The following is a 16841-nucleotide window of genomic DNA, read 5'->3' on the forward strand; positions in this document are numbered from 1 at the left end:
CAAATCCACTGGAGATTTGAATTATGAGAGCTGTATTGAAATTGTCTCGTGCATTATCGGTTTTGGGGATTGGCCTGCTGGCGGCATGTAGTGATTACGCCTATGTCGGGATGCCGCAGGGGCAGCCGTCTCGGGAAGTAAAAATTCCCGATGGTACCACACGGCTTATTCCAGTTTCCGCTTCGATAGTGGGTCTTGCCTATGACCAGCCGCGGCGGCGGATTTTCCTGCGCAATCTCCCCGGTACACAGTTGCAGGAACTTGATCGAAATGGCCGCGTTCTACGCACCTTTTCGGCGCAGCGCGTACCGGCCGGTTGCGGAGGGGTTACTCCTGACGACTTCCCGATCAAGGAATGCGGGCTCGCTATTCGGGGTGCAGACGGTCATCTTTTCCTGGATCATCCAAACGGTCTGATGATTTCAGAATTGACGCGCGACGGGCAGTTCGTGCGCCATATCAGGCTTGCGCAGCCACAAGGACCGATAGGCGGGCTGGCCTTCGACAAAAATACCGGCACCCTCTACGTGTTGTTTATTCGTAATCGTCTGATTGCCGAGATTGATCTGAACGGCACCACCAAAAAGGTCATTCGCCCAACCAACCCCTCGGTTGGCGCGGCGTTGCAGATTGAGCGCTTTGGCCTCGGGATCAACGCTGAACGCCGTGAGCTTTACGTTGCACTTCAAAACGGCAACCGGCTTGGGGTTTTAAACATGTCCGGAGGGCTGATCGCGACGCATAACCTAAGTGCCGGGGTGACCGTCGAAGGTATCGGCGGCGGGCGCGTCTTTGGATTTTGATGGCGATTAGATTGTGTCCGGCAAATTGAGACGTAATTTTCCTGTTCACCTACTAAGTTGCGTTGACAATAAGTCGATCGATTGAGCCAATGCAGCAATCGACTTTCGACCGGGTTCTTTAACCATGACTCCAAACGTGAAAGGCGCGCTGCTGATGATGGGCAGCATGGCCGCCTTTACCATCAATGATGCTCTGATCAAGGCGGCAGGTGCCGAGGTGCCGTTGTTTCAGATGGTAGCAATACGCGGCGTTCTGGCGACGGTTTTGGTTTTTCTGCTGGCGCGTCATCTTGGGGCGTTGCATCTAAATTTCCCGCGTCACGACAAATGGCTGGTGGTGATCCGGTGTCTGGCCGAGCTGTCGGCCACGTTCTTTTTTCTGACCGCGTTGCTGCATATGCCGCTGGCCAACGTGACCGCAGTGCTGCAGGCTCTGCCGCTGACGGTCACGCTGGGCGCAGTGCTGTTTTTCCGCGAACAGATCGGGTGGCGACGAGTTCTGGCGATTGTGTTGGGCTTTGCCGGGATGCTGTTGATCGTGCGGCCCGGCCCCGAGGGGTTCAGCATATACTCGATCTATGCCTTGATTGCGGTGGCCTCGGTCACGGCGCGGGATTTGATCACGCGGCGGATGTCGGTGCATGTGCCCTCGCTGGCGGTTACCTTGGCGACGTCCCTGACGATTACCGTGTCAGCGGGGATTGCCACGGTTGCGACGGGGTGGGAACCGGTGCCGGTCGGGGCTGGTTCGATGGTGGCATCGGCAGCGGTGTTCGTACTTGGGGGCTATCTGTTCAGCGTCATGGTTATGCGCGTAGGCGAGGTCGGGTTCGTCGCGCCCTTCCGATACTCCAGCCTGATCTGGGCGCTGGGGCTGGGGTGGCTCATTTTCGGGGAATGGCCGGACACGTTTACTATGTTGGGGGCAACGCTGGTCGTTGGGGCAGGGCTGTTCACATTATTCCGCGAACGTCAGACGCAGCCCGCCGAGTGAACTTGACGCACAAGGTTCTGATCTATCGCAAAGCGGGCGATGAATTCACCTTCTTGTTCGGGTGTCAGAGGCAACAGCTCAGTCTTAGTGTCACGCGCATTGCGTGAATCGTTAAACTGGTTGAGCGTGCGCACCCACATCGGCGCGTCAGGGTAACTGATGACCGGCATGAAATTCCCGATCCGGTGATGGGCGAAATTCATAATTGTCTGCTCGCAATTTCCAAGCACATGCATCGCAAAGCCTATCCCCAACAGGGGGCGCATAACCTGGGCAGCCTGAATGCCATCTGCCCCGAATTCGGCCAGAAAGCCCTTGTTATAGTCGATGGCGACCGTTCGGTTGTTCTCCATCAGACCTTTGCTCTCGTCGACGGCAAGGCGCAGACGTTCGACAAAATCCACTGACACGGCATCATCGTCGTCATGGCGGAATTGAACGCAAGGGTCGCTGGGGTCGTTGCGGGCGGCATTCAGAATCTCTTTCATCACCTTGCGATGTCGACCCGGAGCGCGGGCGATGATCTGAACCTGGGGCATGCCGACGGTTAGATCACGCAATCGATCCAGAGCGGGTTTGGGAAGGCAATCACCGATCACGATGAGAAACTGAAAATCCTCGTTGGTCTGTTCTCGAATGCAGGGCAGTGTAGTGGTTTCGAACAGGCGAAAGCGTTCTTCTAGGCGGGCGGGGTTGTAAAGGTACCGCCGACGTTCTTCGATCGTTTCATGTTCGACCTGAAAGCCGCCATAGGCAGGATAGGAAAAGCGGCACAGGCCGATGATTTGCATATTTGATCCGTGGGGCAGCGTGTTGCACAGACTATGCCTGCCCGAAAAGGGTGTCGCAACGGCTGCGGTGCTGGAAATTCCGGAAGGGGCCTGATATTCCCGCATAAACAGACCGGTGAGACACCCATACGGGTGCACTGTTGACACTTGCTCCGACTCCCCCTATTACGCGCGCTATCTCGGTACCGGGGGCCGCCCCATAACCGATTTCAGTAATGGACTGGTCAAGGCCTGAACAATTTTGCAGTTCGCGCCCTCTGATAACCAACCGCGACGTTCACCTCGGAATGGGAACGCTCGCGGGTTTTGCGCTTGTGGACGCATAAGTGCAGCAAGTTTAACCGCACGCAACGCGCGTGCATGTCATGTGTGTTGCAAAACGGGGAAGAAACCGGAATGCCAACTATTCAACAGCTGATCCGCAAACCGCGGCAGCCCAAAGTAAAACGCTCGAAGTCCATGCACCTGGAGCAGTGCCCGCAGAAACGCGGCGTCTGCACCCGCGTGTACACCACCACACCTAAAAAGCCTAACTCGGCTATGCGTAAGGTTGCCAAGGTGCGCCTGACCAACGGGTTCGAGGTCATCTCGTACATCCCCGGTGAAAGCCACAACCTGCAGGAACACTCGGTTGTTCTGATCCGTGGCGGCCGTGTAAAAGACCTTCCCGGTGTGCGTTACCACATCCTGCGCGGTGTTCTGGATACTCAGGGCGTCAAAGACCGTAAGCAGCGTCGTTCGAAATACGGCGCGAAGCGTCCCAAGTAAGAAGGAGAGGCTGATATGTCACGTCGTCACGCCGCCGAAAAACGCGAAGTCCTGCCTGACGCCAAATTTGGCGACAAGGTACTGACCAAATTCATGAACAACCTGATGATCGACGGCAAGAAGTCGGTCGCAGAGCGCATCGTCTACAACGCGTTTGATCGCGTTGAAGGCAAGATCAAGCGCGCACCGGTCGAAGTGTTCCACGAAGCGCTCGACAACATCAAACCGTCGGTCGAGGTTCGCTCGCGCCGCGTTGGTGGTGCAACCTACCAGGTTCCGGTCGAAGTACGCCCCGAGCGCCGCGAAGCCCTGGCCATCCGTTGGCTGATCTCGGCTGCACGCGCCCGCAACGAAAACACCATGGAAGAACGCCTTGCCGGTGAACTGCTGGACGCTGTACAGTCCCGCGGTACTGCCGTGAAAAAGCGTGAAGACACCCACAAGATGGCCGAGGCGAACAAAGCCTTCAGCCATTATCGTTGGTAATCCAAGAGGCTTTAACCAATGGCACGCGAATATCCGCTCGAACTGTACCGTAACTTCGGTATCATGGCGCACATCGACGCAGGTAAGACCACCTGCTCGGAGCGTATCCTGTATTACACTGGTAAATCCCACAACATCGGTGAGGTGCACGATGGTGCAGCCACCATGGACTGGATGGAGCAGGAGCAGGAACGCGGCATCACCATCACTTCGGCTGCGACCACCACTTTCTGGGAACGCACCGAGGACGGTCAGACCGCAGAAACGCCTAAGCACCGCCTGAACATCATCGACACTCCCGGCCACGTTGACTTCACCATCGAAGTTGAACGTTCGCTGGCAGTTCTCGACGGTGCCGTCTGCGTTCTGGACGCAAACGCCGGTGTTGAACCCCAGACCGAAACCGTGTGGCGTCAGGCTGACCGCTACAAGGTTCCGCGTATGGTTTTCGTCAACAAGATGGACAAGATCGGCGCTGACTTCTTCAACTGCGTCAACATGATCGAAGACCGCACCGGCGCACGTGCTGTTCCGGTTGGTATTCCGATCGGCGCAGAGTCCGAGCTGGAAGGCCTGATCGACCTGGTCACCATGGAAGAGTGGCTGTGGCAGGGCGAAGATCTGGGCGCAAGCTGGATCAAAGCTCCGATCCGCGACAGCCTGAAAGACATGGCTGACGAATGGCGCGGCAAGATGATCGAAGCGGCCGTCGAAATGGACGACGACGCGATGATGGAATACCTGGAAGGCAATGAGCCCGACGTTCCGACCCTGCGCGCCCTGCTGCGCAAAGGGACACTGGAAATCGCGTTCGTTCCGGTTCTGGGTGGTTCGGCGTTCAAGAACAAAGGCGTTCAGCCGCTGCTCAACGCTGTGATCGACTATCTGCCCAGCCCGCTGGACGTAGTCGATTACATGGGCTTCAAGCCCGGCGACGAGGAAGAAGTTCGTGACATCGCCCGTCGTGCAGACGACGACATGGCCTTTTCGGGCCTGGCGTTCAAAATCATGAACGACCCCTTCGTTGGCTCGCTGACCTTCACTCGGATCTACTCGGGCACCATGAACAAGGGTGACTCGATCCTGAACTCGACCAAAGGTAAGAAAGAGCGCATCGGTCGTATGATGATGATGCACTCGAACAACCGGGAAGAGATCGAAGAAGCGTTTGCAGGCGACATCATCGCGCTGGCGGGTCTGAAAGACACCACCACCGGTGACACCCTGTGTGACGCGAAGGATCCGGTGGTTCTGGAAACCATGACCTTCCCCGATCCGGTGATCGAGATCGCGGTTGAGCCCAAAACCAAGGGCGACCAAGAGAAGATGTCCCAGGGTCTGGCCCGTCTGGCCGCCGAAGACCCGTCCTTCCGTGTGGAAACCGACCTGGAATCTGGTCAGACCATCATGAAGGGCATGGGCGAACTTCACCTGGACATCCTGGTGGACCGTCTGAAGCGCGAATTCAAGGTCGAGGCGAACATCGGTGCACCGCAGGTGGCATACCGTGAGACCATCTCGATGCCGGTCGAACACACTTACACCCACAAGAAACAATCGGGTGGTTCGGGTCAGTTCGCCGAAGTCAAGCTGGAGATCCAGCCGACCGAGCCGGGCGAAGGCTATTCGTTCGAAAGCCGCATCGTTGGTGGTGCCGTTCCGAAGGAATACATCCCGGGTGTTGAAAAAGGCATCAATTCGGTCATGGATAGCGGCCCGCTGGCTGGCTTCCCCGTGATCGACTTCAAGGTTGCCCTGCTGGACGGTAAGTTCCACGACGTTGACTCGAGCGTTCTGGCGTTCGAAATCGCATCGCGGATGTGTATGCGTGAAGGCATGCGCAAAGCTGGCGCAAAACTGCTGGAACCGATCATGAAGGTCGAAGTGATCACCCCGGAAGAATACACCGGCGGTATCATCGGCGACCTGACTTCGCGTCGGGGCCAGGTGTCTGGACAAGAGCCGCGCGGCAACGCGATCGCCATCGATGCGTTTGTTCCGCTGGCCAACATGTTCGGCTACATCAACACTCTGCGTTCGATGTCGTCGGGTCGTGCCCAGTTCACCATGCAGTTCGACCACTACGATCCGGTTCCGCAGAACATCTCGGACGAGATTCAGGCGAAATACGCATAAGCGAAGATTTGAGGGAGCGCGGGCTAACGCGCTCCCTTCACTACCGAAAAAGGAGGCCATCATGGCAAAGGAAAAGTTTGAGCGTACAAAACCGCACGTCAACATCGGCACGATTGGGCACGTTGACCACGGTAAAACCACGCTGACCGCAGCAATCACCAAGTATTTCGGTGACTTCAAAGCGTATGACCAAATCGACGGCGCGCCTGAAGAGAAGGCTCGTGGCATCACCATCTCGACCGCCCACGTGGAATACGAGACCGACAACCGCCACTATGCACACGTCGACTGCCCCGGCCACGCCGACTACGTCAAGAACATGATCACCGGTGCCGCTCAGATGGACGGCGCGATCCTGGTTGTGAACGCCGCTGATGGCCCGATGCCGCAAACCCGCGAGCACATCCTGCTGGGCCGCCAGGTTGGCATCCCGAAGATGGTCGTGTTCATGAACAAAGTTGACCAGGTTGACGACGAAGAGCTGCTGGAACTGGTTGAGATGGAAGTTCGCGAACTGCTGTCCAGCTACGAATACCCCGGCGACGACATTCCGATCATCGCAGGTTCGGCTCTGGCCGCAATGGAAGGCAACAACCCTGAAATCGGCGAAGAGAAAATCAAGGAACTGATGGCGGCTGTTGATGACTACATCGACACCCCTGAGCGTGAAGTTGACAAGCCGTTCCTGATGCCGGTCGAAGACGTGTTCTCGATCTCGGGCCGCGGTACCGTTGTGACCGGTCGTGTTGAGCGTGGCGTGATCAATGTTGGCGACGAGATCGAAATCGTCGGCATCCGCGACACTCAGAAAACCACCTGCACCGGCGTTGAAATGTTCCGCAAGCTGCTGGACCGCGGTGAAGCGGGCGACAACATCGGCGCCCTGCTGCGCGGTATCGACCGTGACGGCGTTGAGCGTGGCCAGGTTCTGTGTAAGCCGGGTTCGGTTACACCGCACACCAAGTTCGAAGCCGAAGCCTATATCCTGACCAAGGAAGAAGGCGGTCGTCACACTCCGTTCTTCGCGAACTATCGTCCGCAGTTCTACTTCCGTACGACTGACGTGACCGGCACCGTGACCCTGGCCGAAGGCACCGAGATGGTCATGCCCGGCGACAACGTCGGCTTCACCGTCGAGCTGATCGCCCCGATCGCGATGGAAGACGGCCTGCGTTTCGCCATCCGCGAAGGCGGCCGCACCGTCGGCGCCGGCGTTGTGTCGAAAATCATCGAGTAAGGCGCTTACGCGATTACCAAAAAAAAGGGCGTCCCAAGGGACGCCCTTTTTTTTTTTTGTTTGGATGTATCAGTTCCTAGGCGCGCAAAAATGTGCAGCTTGTGTAAGAGAATTCCACAAGCAATATTTGAACCTATATGGAAAACTATCTTTTTCTATCTTTCATTCTTCTCGGGACGGGCATTGCTATTGTTCCGGTCGCCGTATGGCTTGGCCTTGGGTCGGTTCTGGGTTTCCTGATTGCCGGAATGCTGCTTGGCCCTGTCTTGTCGGTGCTGAGTGTTGATGTCGGCAGTCTTGAGCGGTTTGCCGAATTTGGCGTTGTCATGATGCTGTTTCTGATTGGTCTGGAACTGGCGCCAAAGAAACTTTGGGATTTGCGTAAAAGGCTTTTGGGGTTGGGTGGTTTGCAACTGGTTTGTACCTCTCTTGCCGTAATGGGGTTGGCGATGGCGCTCGGGCAGCCGTGGCAGTCGGCCTTGACCATCGGGTTGATATTTTCACTGTCGTCCACGGCTATCGTGTTGCAAACACTGCATGAAAAAGGGCTGCTGATGGGAACCGGAGGGCAATCCAGCTTTTCGGTTCTGTTGATGCAGGACATTGTGGTGATCCCAATTCTGGCGCTTCTGCCGTTGCTGGTGGTGCCGGAGCTTGCCGCGATGGGGGGCGGGGCCGTCAGTCACGGGCCCACGACAAGCACCGGGCTTTCACTGAATCTTGTGCAAGGCATGCCGGGATGGCTGAGGGCGCTTGTCACACTTGGTTCGATCATTCTGGTGATTGTTGGCGGTGCTTATCTGACCGGGCCAGTGTTCCGATATGTCGAATCCGCTAAATTGCCTGAGCTGTTCACAGCCATGGCCCTGACCCTTGTGGTCGGTGTGGCCGTGTTGATGATGGCCGTTGGTCTGACACCGGCTCTGGGGGCGTTCATCGCCGGGGTGGTGTTGGCCAACAGCGAATATCGCAATGCGCTGGAAAAAGAGATCACTCCGTTCAAGGGGCTGTTTCTTGGGTTGTTTTTTGTCAGCGTAGGAGCCTCGGTGAACTTCAGATTGATGGTCGAAAATGTAGGCCTGGTTGTCTCGCTGACCTTTGGGGTGATGGCTATAAAGGCGGTGATCCTCTTTGCTCTGGGCCGATTGTTCGGCGTGTCCGGTGCAAATAATTGGCTGTTTGCGCTGGGAATGGCACAGGCCGGAGAGTTCGGGTTTGTGCTGTTGTCCTTCTCGGTCGCAACCCATGTGCTGAGCGCTGATCTCGCAAACACGCTGATTATTGTCGTAGCGCTGTCGATGGTACTGACGCCGTTGTTTTTTTTGTTTTACGACAAGGTCATTGTGCCACGATATGTGACGATCCGACCGCCTGAGGGTTAGCGGCTCCTCCTAGGGCGCAGCGTCAGAGAGGTGAAGCTTTCGTTGCGGCGTCCGCGCGGTGTTCTGTGTCCAAGTTTGCGCTTGCGTGTTTTCGGGGAACCACTGATTCTAAAGCCCGGTCTGAATGGTTTGACATCACGGTATTGTGCGGAAATATTGCACGCGTTCTGCCGAGGGTTTCATAGAATGACAGTACTCAGGAACCTTGTTTGCTTGGTATTCCTCGCAACATCAGTGAGTGGCCAAGAATCCTCGGATTTAGTTGTTCCGACAAATCGATACATCCGTGAAAACGCGGACCTCATGACGTTGACTCATTGGCCCGATGGAATTGCATTTGAAGCAGTTGGGGACGTTCCTGCTGAGCTAGGATTCCATTCGGCATCAATGCTCAAATTTCTGGGGGAGCATGCAAAAACACAAATCTCGTTACCTGGATCTCCGGGCAACTGGTTTCTGCCTAAAGGCAGTATCGGACCGGAAACAAACTATGCGCTGTTGTTTGGTCGATTGAAAGACGAAAAGGCAAGAAATGCGACCAAAGTCTATATTGGCCGTGACATTGATATTGATATCTCAAACGCAAAACCGGAGATTCGACGGTTACTGTCTTCAGGATTGTCCGTTCAAGGTGCTGGATGCTTTGCAGCTTGGGGCGCGAACGAGAAGAATGAGGTGCGAGGGTTCGTATTGGTTGTTGATACCGAAGTTTCGCAGCTTGATCAGAGAGCATGCATTGATCGTTTTGTTCCTTCATCGCTTGGTGTTCTGCCAGTGTTCTCGAATCTTAGTTGGTCCAAGTATGAGGGAAAACGGATTCCGGAAGATGAGCCGTTCGTAGACGAAAGCGAGTTGGTTTTCCTTCTGCGTACGTCTGCCTATTGTAGAGATGTTTTGGAAGATTTTTCTCTACAATGTCCAGCAGCAATTCTTGGTGATGTGTATCGACATCACGAAAGCACCCTGAGCAATTCAGAGACCGTAAAGTAAGTGACCTAATCTTGGACTTAGAAACGCGAAGCTCTGAGCCTTAGCTCAATTACTTTTTCAATGAGCTTTTAAATCGCCCTTGCCAAACCCCCTACACCCCTGTATTTCGCGCGAGTTCTCAACAAGAACGTTAAGGCGGGGTGATTCCCGCCTTTTGGGTTCGAAGAGGGTTGGCGATGCGCGCTTGTCCTCCTCTCAACCTCAACGCCTGATAAAAGGCTGTTATTATGCAAAGCCAAAATATCCGTATTCGGCTGAAGGCATTTGACTATCGCGTTCTGGATGCCAGCACGCAAGAGATCGTCAACACTGCCAAGCGGACCGGCGCGAACGTGCGTGGCCCGATCCCGCTGCCGAACAAGATCGAGAAGTTCACGGTTCTCCGTGGCCCTCACGTTGACAAGAAATCCCGCGACCAGTTCGAGATCCGTACGCACAAGCGTTTGCTCGACATCGTTGATCCGACCCCCCAGACCGTTGACGCGCTGATGAAGCTCGACCTCGCTGCTGGTGTGGACGTCGAGATCAAGCTGCAGTCGTAAGATCGGAGGGTATAGATTATGCGCTCTGGTATTATCGCAAAAAAAGTTGGCATGACCCGCCTGTTCATGGAAGACGGCAAACAGATTCCTGTAACCGTTCTTCACCTGGACAACCTGCAGGTCGTTGCACAGCGTACGGCTGACAAAGACGGCTACACCGCCGTTCAGCTGGGCGCCGGTGCGGCCAAGGCAAAACGCACCTCGAAGGCCATGCGCGGTCACTATGCCGCTGCAAAGGTCGAGCCCAAGCGCAAGCTGGCCGAGTTCCGCGTCTCCGAAGATGGCCTGATTGAAGTGGGTGCTGAGATTTCGGCAGAACACTTCCTGGAAGGTCAGAAGGTTGACGTTTCGGGTACCTCGATCGGTAAAGGCTTTGCCGGTGCGATGAAGCGCCACAACTTCGGTGGTCTGCGCGCCTCGCACGGTGTTTCGATCAGCCACCGTTCGCACGGTTCGACTGGTCAGTGTCAGGACCCGGGCAAGGTGTTCAAAGGCAAGAAGATGGCCGGTCACATGGGTGCTGCCCGTGTTACCACCCAGAACCTGGAAGTCGTCAAAACCGACGCCGACCGTGGTCTGGTCTTCATCAAAGGCGCCGTTCCCGGACCGAAATCGGGCTGGGTCACCGTCAAGGACGCCGTCAAGAAGAAAGCACCGGAAGGACTGCCTTTCCCGGCTGCTGTGAAATCGGCTGCAACCGAAGCACCTGCGGAAGAAGCACCCGCGGAAGGTGGTGAAGCATGAAACTTGATGTAATCAAACTGGACGGCGGCAAAGCCGGCAACATCGAGCTGGATGCAGACCTGTTCGGCCTGGAGCCGCGCGCGGACATCCTGCACCGTGTGGTCCGTTGGCAGCGCAACAACGCGCAGGCCGGCACCCACAAGGTGAAGACCCGCTCGGAAACCAGCTACTCGACCAAGAAGATCTATCGCCAGAAGGGCACCGGTGGCGCTCGTCACGGTGACCGCAACGCGCCGATCTTCCGCAAGGGTGGTATCTACAAAGGCCCGACCCCTCGTTCGCACGGCCACGACCTGCCGAAGAAGTTCCGCAAGCTTGGCCTGCGCCACGCTCTGTCGGCCAAAGCCAAAGCAGGTGAGCTGGTTGTGATCGAGAACGCCGAAGCTGAAGGCAAGACCGCCGCTCTGGCCAAACAGGTTGCAAACCTGGGCTGGAAACGCGCTCTGGTCATCGACGGTGCGACCGTGAACGAAGGTTTCCTGAAGGCGTCGCGCAACATCGAAGGTCTGGATATCCTGCCGTCGATGGGTGCAAACGTTTATGACATCCTCAAGCGTGACACCCTGGTGCTCACCAAAGCGGCTGTCGAAGCACTGGAGGCTCGTCTGAAATGAGCGCGAAGGCAGAACACTACGACGTGATCCGCAAGCCGATCATCACCGAAAAGTCGACCATGGCGTCCGAGAACGGCGCGATTGTCTTTGAAGTGGCGATCGACAGCAACAAACCGCAGATCAAAGAAGCGGTTGAATCGCTGTTTGGTGTCAAGGTGAAGGCGGTGAACACCACCATCACCAAAGGCAAGGTCAAGCGGTTCCGTGGCCAGTTGGGCAAGCGGAAAGACGTCAAAAAAGCATATGTAACCCTGGAAGAGGGTAACACCATCGACGTGTCGACCGGTCTCTGATCCGGTTACACCAAGCGGTGAGAACATGATCAGGCTTCGCCCCCGAATGGTGGGCGGAGCCTTTTTACGTTTGGGTCAGGAAGCTGCCATGTCCAAGGCAGGAACGGGTGTCTGACGGCAAGCCGTTAGCGTTTTGTTACCGGCGTTCTTTCGCCGCTAACCCGTGACAGGGGAGCGGACTGCGTTATCTTCAGTAGTAAACGGGGCAAAAGGTTGAAGATCATTCTGTTGATTGGGCGGTGACTATGGGGTGGTACGCCCAAGCGGGGTGGTACGCCCAAGCGTTTTGACTGATGCGCCGAATGCTTCGGAAATTATAGGTACGGTCAAATGAACAAACGTGGAGCAAACAAATCAATCTCTGTGAATTCGGACCGTTTTGCGCGCAAGCAGGGGTTCGTTACTCAGCGCTTACTGCGGCTTTTTGCGGGGTCAGTGGACCCTGCCGGTGACGCGGTTTCAGGCTCCCAAACTGAAGCCAAACGCAATCAGGTACTGGTGCAGATGCGGGCTTTCAGCGCCGAGCCATACTTTCAGATCGCTGATGAAAATCTTGGGCTTTTGTCCGTATTCGATGATCTGAAATATGACAGGGCGGATGTCGACATGGTTTCTCCGGCGATGCGGAGACATGTTTTCGGCAAGCTTGGGCCGCTGGGGTTTTGTCAGATCTCGGGCACGGTACTAGAACATCCGCAGGCTGATATGCGCGTGTACATCCCCAAGTTCCACGCCCTTGGGGCGTCGCCCTTCGATATCATCCGCTATACCGACAAACGGCCGCAGGATTTTTGCCTGCTAACGCCGACCCAGGTGGCCTGTCAGTTTATCGACCATTACGAGTTGGATGACGCAGTGCAGAGGGTCGAAGCGCTGATTGTGAAGCATCCGATCAACCTGCTCAAGCTGGCGGATTATCTTGAGGGGAAACCCAGGCACCGCGCTTTTCGCGAGGTGTTGGGCCATATCAAACTAAAGCAGCGCATTGCGGTTGAATCTGAACCACTGTGTCGCAGGCGGTCATTGGGGTGATCGTCGATCTGGGTCTTTGATGTTTCGTTCAATCCGCCTGACGTCCTGCGGACGCAAGGAACGCCTGCCAACCCTCGGCACCGCCAAGTGCGCGCATCTTTTCATGCAGCAGCGGTCCGTAGATTTTCCACATACGTTTACGCAGCTCTTTGCCCTTGTCTGTAATCTGCAGCATTTTACCGCGCCTGTCTCCGGCATAAGATACGAATTCGATTAGCCCCTCAGAAACCATCCGTCTGCTGAGATGAGACAGGTTCGACTGCTCAAAAATGGTGTCTTGAGCAAGTTCAAAAGGGCGCAGCCTTCCTCCGTGCCGCTCAAGCGACCATAGCAAGTCATACCATTTCAGAGGCGGCAGGCCCGCATCTTTCAAGGCTGCACTGATTTCTGACTGGATAAGCCGGGTTGTCCGGTTCATGGCCACCCAGATGTCTGTTTCCAATGGGGTTGGCAGATCTTTCTTCACAACTTTGTGTTTGCTCCAAATCTTATTGCTGTTGGCTGCAAATTCAACTAGATGAAAATTCATCTAAAAACCAGCCCCATTGCAGATGAAAGGAACATCACGATGACTTTCAAATCTATGATCGCAGCCGTTGCAGTAGCTGTCGCCGTCACCCCGGCCTTTGCGCAGACTTACAAAACCGACCAGGGGCATACAGAGGTGCGCTTTGGCTGGAGCCATGCAGGCGTGTCCAACCAGCATGCCGAGTTCACCAAGGCCGAAGGCGTGCTGGACCTGAACGCGGATGATGTCGAGGCATCGACCCTGAACGTGACAATTGACACAAACAGCCTGTCGTCGGGATTTGGCCCGCTGGACGACCACCTGAAGTCGGCGGATTTCTTTGAGGTCGAAACCTACCCCGAGATCACCTTTGTCAGCACCGGGATCGCGCGGACCGGAGACACCACGGCAGATGTGACCGGTGACCTGACCATCCACGGCGTGACCAAACCCGTGACCTTGAAGGCGACTCTGACCCATCAGGGCGAGCACCCGCTGGGCAGCGCCATCGAATATTACGCGGGCGATTGGGTGGCCTTCACGGCAGAGGGCGAGATTGACCACATGGAGTTCGGTGTGGGGCCCTTCTCGACCGGGCCGATCAGCATCATAATTGCAACCGAGATGAAGGCGGACGGCTAATATTACGGTCGACCGAGTCGTCGGGCTGGCGTCAAAAAACACATATGTAGGTGGAACGGATGACGCCATTGACGATTTCACTTGCCTAAGTCTGACCCGACATCGGACAATCGAACAAGGCCCCCGTGACTTCGGAGGCCTTTTTTGAGCGGCAGCACCATAAATTGAACGCCAAACATCGCGATTGGTCCAGAATCAGGTTGCTATGTCGGTGTGGTCGTCTATCCGGTGTGCTGAAAGAAAATGATTTGGCAGGCACATGACGGAAACCAATCTATCGACCTCGGCAAAGCCGGATGTGACCGCCGCGCGTGACTGGGTGACGACGCTTGCCAAATATCGCGAACCGAACCAGTTGCGCAGTTGGTTCGAGCTTGGCGTCAGCATCATCCCATTCATCGCATTGTGGGCAGTGTCGTGGATGTTCCTGTCCGTCAGCTATTGGCTTGCTTTTGCAGTCTCAGTCCTCAACGCGGCATTCCTGTTGCGCCTGTTTGCCATTCAGCACGATTGCGGGCACGGGGCTTTCTTCACGAACCGAACGGTCAGTGACTGGGTCGGGCGGGTGATCGGAGTGCTGACCCTGACGCCCTATGATGTCTGGCGCCGTACGCATTCCACGCACCACAATTCTTCGGGCAATCTGGACAAGCGGGGGATGGGTGACATCCACACGCTGACGGTGGCCGAATACCGTGCGATGACGTCGATGAACCGTTTTTGGTATCGGGTGTATCGGCACCCGATTACCCTGTTTGGCTTTGGTCCCGGGTATCTGTTCCTGTTTCAGAACCGGCTGCCGCTTGGCCTGACGGGTATTCCGAAATTCTGGGTCAGCGCGATGGTCACAAATCTGGCCATTCTGATCGTGTTAGGGGCCATCTACTATTTTGGCGGCATGATGCCGATGTTGCTGATTTTCCTGCCCTCGACCCTGATTGCCGCGGCGGCCGGCGTCTGGCTGTTCTACGTCCAGCACCAATTCGAAGAGACGCAATGGGATCCCGATAAGGATTGGCAGCTGCACGAGGCTGCCCTGCACGGAAGCTCTCATTACATCCTGCCATCCGTATTGCAGTGGTTCAGCGCCAATATCGGCATCCACCACGTGCACCACCTCTACAGCCGCATTCCGTTCTATCGCCTGACCGAAGTGCTGCGCGATCATGATGAGCTGGCCAACAGCAACCAGATGACCATCCGAGAGAGCCTCGCCAACGCGCGCCTGCACCTGTGGGATGAGAAAAGCCGCCGTCTGCTGTCCTTCGCCGAGGCCCGCGCGCTGTATGGGTGAGCGGTAAGTTCCACGGCCAGCTGGGCTGTCGGAAAGACGTCAAAAAGCAAATGTGACCCTGGAAGAGGGTAACACCATCGACGTGTCCACCGGTCGCTGATCGGACCCGTCTTTGGAGAGAGAAAAATGTCCCCGCTAAAGTTGGGGGTTTTATTTTTGGGATAACGTGCATTTTCGTTTTTTTCGAGTGCAGTGGCCCTTCGATCAAAGCTCAAAGCTGCTTAAATTCTTTAGCTGTGCGTTCATAAATGACTTGATAGAGATTGAGCAGGATGAGCCTCTTCAGAATTTTGTTTTTGCCGGTGAGTTTCATTGCGCTCTTTCATGTTTCTCCGATTTTCGCTGAGGAGAGCTATTTTATCTCCAAAAGCCAAGTGGTTTCAGATCTTGATACGTTTCAGGAATGCGAAGCATGTCCATCAATGGTTGTTTTGCCTAAGGGGTATTTTTCGTTCGGATCAACTGAAAAAGAGGCGAGGGAAGCGCATCGTCGTTTCAAGATTGGTCTAAACATTGATCCCGATGAAGTCCCAGACCCCTATGACACATTCGTCAGCGAGACCCCAAAACACGACGTTACAATTGATGTTCCTATCGCAATGGGTCTTACCGAAGTTACTCGAGAGGAGTGGGCCGCCTGCGTCGCTGAGAGAAGGTGCGCAGATGAGGCCGACGCACGTATACGCTTTCGACTTAGAAACGGCCCCTACCAAGACCATCCCCGCAGCCCGATCACTGCTGTCACCTACACCGAAATGCAAGACTACTTAGCATGGCTAAATGACAAGGTGGGTGCCAAGGTCTATCGCCTCCCTACTGAAGTAGAATGGGAATACGCTGCCCGGGCAGGAGCAAAGACGATCTTTGCACAAGGTGATTCACTGACACGGGAACAAGCCAACTTTTCTATCTATTGGCGAGAAATCGAAGGTGGCAGGAGCGTGTGGAAAAGAGACCCCGGGAATGAAAAACGGCCTGTTACAGTGGATGAGTTGGATGCTGCAAATTCTTGGGGGTTGCGTCATATGTCTGGAAACGTATCTGAAACGACAAGATCGTGTTGGAGCGAAGGGCATCTCGGCTTTGCCTCTTCGGCTCGCTACCTCGCTGCCTCGTATCGTCCGCTTGGGTGTAGGCGCGTTGGAAAGGGGGGCTCGTACGGAGCATCAGTAGAATTGGCTCGCCCAGCTCGGCGTGTAGGCCATCCCGAAGACTATTGGGGGCCATGGGTCGGTTTCCGCATTGTGCGAGAATTGAAAGCGGAGGGCAATCAGGAGGGCTGAGTTGGTGTTGGGTAACCAGTTGTCTCGGCATTTTCTGAAACTAAGTCATCCAAAACTTATAGTGGAGTAATTCGACGCTTCGTTCACCCGCGCAATCGGATTTTGCTGGGGCGCAAAAATCCAGCGCCCGCTATAGACACCCACCCCCAACACTGCTAAATGCACCCAATCTTGCGGCCTCGGATTCGTTCCGGGGCCTCTGATATTTGTAACCGGGGACCTTCGGGGCCCTATACCCTTGGCACCTACGGGGGCCTATCACATAGCGGGGGAATTCCCTGCACTTGCTAAACGGAAGACAG

At 55.6% G+C, this 16841-nt stretch carries 18 protein-coding genes and 1 pseudogene; 17 read left to right on the top strand and 2 right to left on the bottom strand.

What is annotated here, in order from left to right; genetic code table 11:
• The first annotated feature begins 23 nt into the window (after positions 1–23).
• A complete protein-coding gene (locus ACR0AJ_RS10555) occupies positions 24–803 on the top strand; it encodes a hypothetical protein (RefSeq protein WP_480740811.1) in 780 nt (259 codons plus the stop codon).
• A gap of 124 nt (positions 804–927) precedes the next feature.
• On the top strand, positions 928–1797 hold the full coding sequence (locus ACR0AJ_RS10560; protein WP_480740813.1) for a DMT family transporter: 870 nt from the start codon (positions 928–930) through the stop codon (positions 1795–1797).
• On the opposite strand, the gene ACR0AJ_RS10565 is transcribed toward ACR0AJ_RS10560, so the two are convergent.
• A complete protein-coding gene (locus ACR0AJ_RS10565) occupies positions 1776–2588 on the bottom strand; it encodes a putative rhamnosyl transferase (RefSeq protein ID WP_480740814.1) in 813 nt (270 codons plus the stop codon). The genes ACR0AJ_RS10560 and ACR0AJ_RS10565 overlap by 22 nt on opposite strands.
• Before the next feature lie 396 nt (positions 2589–2984).
• On the opposite strand from ACR0AJ_RS10565, the gene rpsL reads away from it, so the two are divergent.
• The 11 genes from rpsL (at position 2985) to ACR0AJ_RS10620 (ending at position 12812) form a co-directional block, all read left to right on the top strand.
• Positions 2985–3356 carry a 30S ribosomal protein S12 gene (gene rpsL / locus ACR0AJ_RS10570; protein ID WP_005621086.1) on the top strand — a complete coding sequence of 124 codons (372 nt, stop codon included), beginning with the start codon at positions 2985–2987 and terminating at the stop codon, positions 3354–3356.
• Positions 3357–3371: 15 nt separating this feature from the next.
• Positions 3372–3842, top strand: a complete 471-nt coding sequence (gene rpsG / locus ACR0AJ_RS10575) for a 30S ribosomal protein S7 (protein ID WP_058283017.1) — start codon at positions 3372–3374, stop codon at positions 3840–3842.
• Positions 3843–3860: 18 nt separating this feature from the next.
• Entirely contained in the window at positions 3861–5978 is a 2118-nt protein-coding gene (fusA, locus tag ACR0AJ_RS10580; protein ID WP_170350956.1) for an elongation factor G, read from the top strand.
• Positions 5979–6039: 61 nt separating this feature from the next.
• Positions 6040–7215: an elongation factor Tu gene (gene tuf, locus ACR0AJ_RS10585; protein WP_170415189.1), complete on the top strand. Its 1176-nt coding sequence runs from the start codon at positions 6040–6042 to the stop codon at positions 7213–7215.
• Positions 7216–7352: 137 nt separating this feature from the next.
• On the top strand, positions 7353–8597 hold the full coding sequence (locus tag ACR0AJ_RS10590; RefSeq protein WP_170351688.1) for a cation:proton antiporter domain-containing protein: 1245 nt from the start codon (positions 7353–7355) through the stop codon (positions 8595–8597).
• Between the two features lie 303 nt (positions 8598–8900).
• Positions 8901–9587, top strand: a complete 687-nt coding sequence (locus ACR0AJ_RS10595) for a hypothetical protein (protein WP_480740816.1) — start codon at positions 8901–8903, stop codon at positions 9585–9587.
• A gap of 227 nt (positions 9588–9814) precedes the next feature.
• Entirely contained in the window at positions 9815–10129 is a 315-nt protein-coding gene (gene rpsJ, locus ACR0AJ_RS10600; protein ID WP_008756422.1) for a 30S ribosomal protein S10, read from the top strand.
• 18 nt (positions 10130–10147) lie between these two features.
• Positions 10148–10873 (top strand): 50S ribosomal protein L3, encoded by a 726-nt coding sequence (gene rplC / locus ACR0AJ_RS10605; RefSeq protein ID WP_170351686.1) that lies wholly within the window; start codon positions 10148–10150, stop codon positions 10871–10873.
• Positions 10870–11487, top strand: coding sequence for a 50S ribosomal protein L4 (gene rplD / locus ACR0AJ_RS10610; RefSeq protein WP_170334382.1), 618 nt, complete (start codon positions 10870–10872; stop codon positions 11485–11487). The genes rplC and rplD overlap by 4 nt, the downstream gene beginning before the upstream one ends.
• Positions 11484–11780, top strand: a complete 297-nt coding sequence (locus tag ACR0AJ_RS10615) for a 50S ribosomal protein L23 (RefSeq protein WP_058272362.1) — start codon at positions 11484–11486, stop codon at positions 11778–11780. Before rplD ends, ACR0AJ_RS10615 begins: the two co-directional genes overlap by 4 nt.
• Before the next feature lie 330 nt (positions 11781–12110).
• Positions 12111–12812 (top strand): hypothetical protein, encoded by a 702-nt coding sequence (locus ACR0AJ_RS10620; RefSeq protein WP_217360552.1) that lies wholly within the window; start codon positions 12111–12113, stop codon positions 12810–12812.
• 28 nt (positions 12813–12840) lie between these two features.
• Here the strand turns inward: ACR0AJ_RS10620 and ACR0AJ_RS10625 are convergent, their stop codons facing one another.
• Positions 12841–13278: a MarR family winged helix-turn-helix transcriptional regulator gene (locus tag ACR0AJ_RS10625; RefSeq protein WP_368040155.1), complete on the bottom strand. Its 438-nt coding sequence runs from the start codon at positions 13276–13278 to the stop codon at positions 12841–12843.
• A gap of 102 nt (positions 13279–13380) precedes the next feature.
• On the opposite strand from ACR0AJ_RS10625, the gene ACR0AJ_RS10630 reads away from it, so the two are divergent.
• The 4 genes and pseudogenes from ACR0AJ_RS10630 to ACR0AJ_RS10645 all read left to right on the top strand — a co-directional run bounded on the left by ACR0AJ_RS10630 (position 13381) and on the right by ACR0AJ_RS10645 (position 16539).
• Positions 13381–13962, top strand: coding sequence for a YceI family protein (locus ACR0AJ_RS10630; RefSeq protein ID WP_170351684.1), 582 nt, complete (start codon positions 13381–13383; stop codon positions 13960–13962).
• Between the two features lie 259 nt (positions 13963–14221).
• Positions 14222–15256, top strand: a complete 1035-nt coding sequence (locus tag ACR0AJ_RS10635) for a fatty acid desaturase (protein ID WP_170351683.1) — start codon at positions 14222–14224, stop codon at positions 15254–15256.
• 5 nt (positions 15257–15261) lie between these two features.
• Positions 15262–15356, top strand: a pseudogene (locus tag ACR0AJ_RS10640) (50S ribosomal protein L23); the annotation flags it as partial.
• A 172-nt stretch (positions 15357–15528) separates the two neighbouring features.
• Entirely contained in the window at positions 15529–16539 is a 1011-nt protein-coding gene (locus ACR0AJ_RS10645) for a formylglycine-generating enzyme family protein (RefSeq protein WP_480740819.1), read from the top strand.
• Positions 16540–16841: the final 302 nt, after the last annotated feature.

The organism is Ruegeria sp. CJ9 (genome assembly GCF_056536625.1).

Excerpts from the sequence above, each read along its gene's own strand:
- ACR0AJ_RS10565 (WP_480740814.1), bottom strand. The coding sequence starts at position 2,588 with ATGCAAATCATCGGCCTGTGCCGCTTTTCCTATCCTGCCTATGGCGGC.
- rplC (WP_170351686.1), top strand. The coding sequence starts at position 10,148 with ATGCGCTCTGGTATTATCGCAAAAAAAGTTGGCATGACCCGCCTGTTC.
- fusA (WP_170350956.1), top strand. The coding sequence starts at position 3,861 with ATGGCACGCGAATATCCGCTCGAACTGTACCGTAACTTCGGTATCATG.
- ACR0AJ_RS10555 (WP_480740811.1), top strand. The coding sequence starts at position 24 with ATGAGAGCTGTATTGAAATTGTCTCGTGCATTATCGGTTTTGGGGATT.
- rpsL (WP_005621086.1), top strand. The coding sequence starts at position 2,985 with ATGCCAACTATTCAACAGCTGATCCGCAAACCGCGGCAGCCCAAAGTA.
- ACR0AJ_RS10635 (WP_170351683.1), top strand. The coding sequence starts at position 14,222 with ATGACGGAAACCAATCTATCGACCTCGGCAAAGCCGGATGTGACCGCC.
- ACR0AJ_RS10590 (WP_170351688.1), top strand. The coding sequence starts at position 7,353 with ATGGAAAACTATCTTTTTCTATCTTTCATTCTTCTCGGGACGGGCATT.
- ACR0AJ_RS10560 (WP_480740813.1), top strand. The coding sequence starts at position 928 with ATGACTCCAAACGTGAAAGGCGCGCTGCTGATGATGGGCAGCATGGCC.
- ACR0AJ_RS10595 (WP_480740816.1), top strand. The coding sequence starts at position 8,901 with ATGACGTTGACTCATTGGCCCGATGGAATTGCATTTGAAGCAGTTGGG.
- ACR0AJ_RS10630 (WP_170351684.1), top strand. The coding sequence starts at position 13,381 with ATGACTTTCAAATCTATGATCGCAGCCGTTGCAGTAGCTGTCGCCGTC.
- rpsG (WP_058283017.1), top strand. The coding sequence starts at position 3,372 with ATGTCACGTCGTCACGCCGCCGAAAAACGCGAAGTCCTGCCTGACGCC.
- tuf (WP_170415189.1), top strand. The coding sequence starts at position 6,040 with ATGGCAAAGGAAAAGTTTGAGCGTACAAAACCGCACGTCAACATCGGC.
- ACR0AJ_RS10645 (WP_480740819.1), top strand. The coding sequence starts at position 15,529 with ATGAGCCTCTTCAGAATTTTGTTTTTGCCGGTGAGTTTCATTGCGCTC.
- ACR0AJ_RS10615 (WP_058272362.1), top strand. The coding sequence starts at position 11,484 with ATGAGCGCGAAGGCAGAACACTACGACGTGATCCGCAAGCCGATCATC.
- rpsJ (WP_008756422.1), top strand. The coding sequence starts at position 9,815 with ATGCAAAGCCAAAATATCCGTATTCGGCTGAAGGCATTTGACTATCGC.
- ACR0AJ_RS10620 (WP_217360552.1), top strand. The coding sequence starts at position 12,111 with ATGAACAAACGTGGAGCAAACAAATCAATCTCTGTGAATTCGGACCGT.
- rplD (WP_170334382.1), top strand. The coding sequence starts at position 10,870 with ATGAAACTTGATGTAATCAAACTGGACGGCGGCAAAGCCGGCAACATC.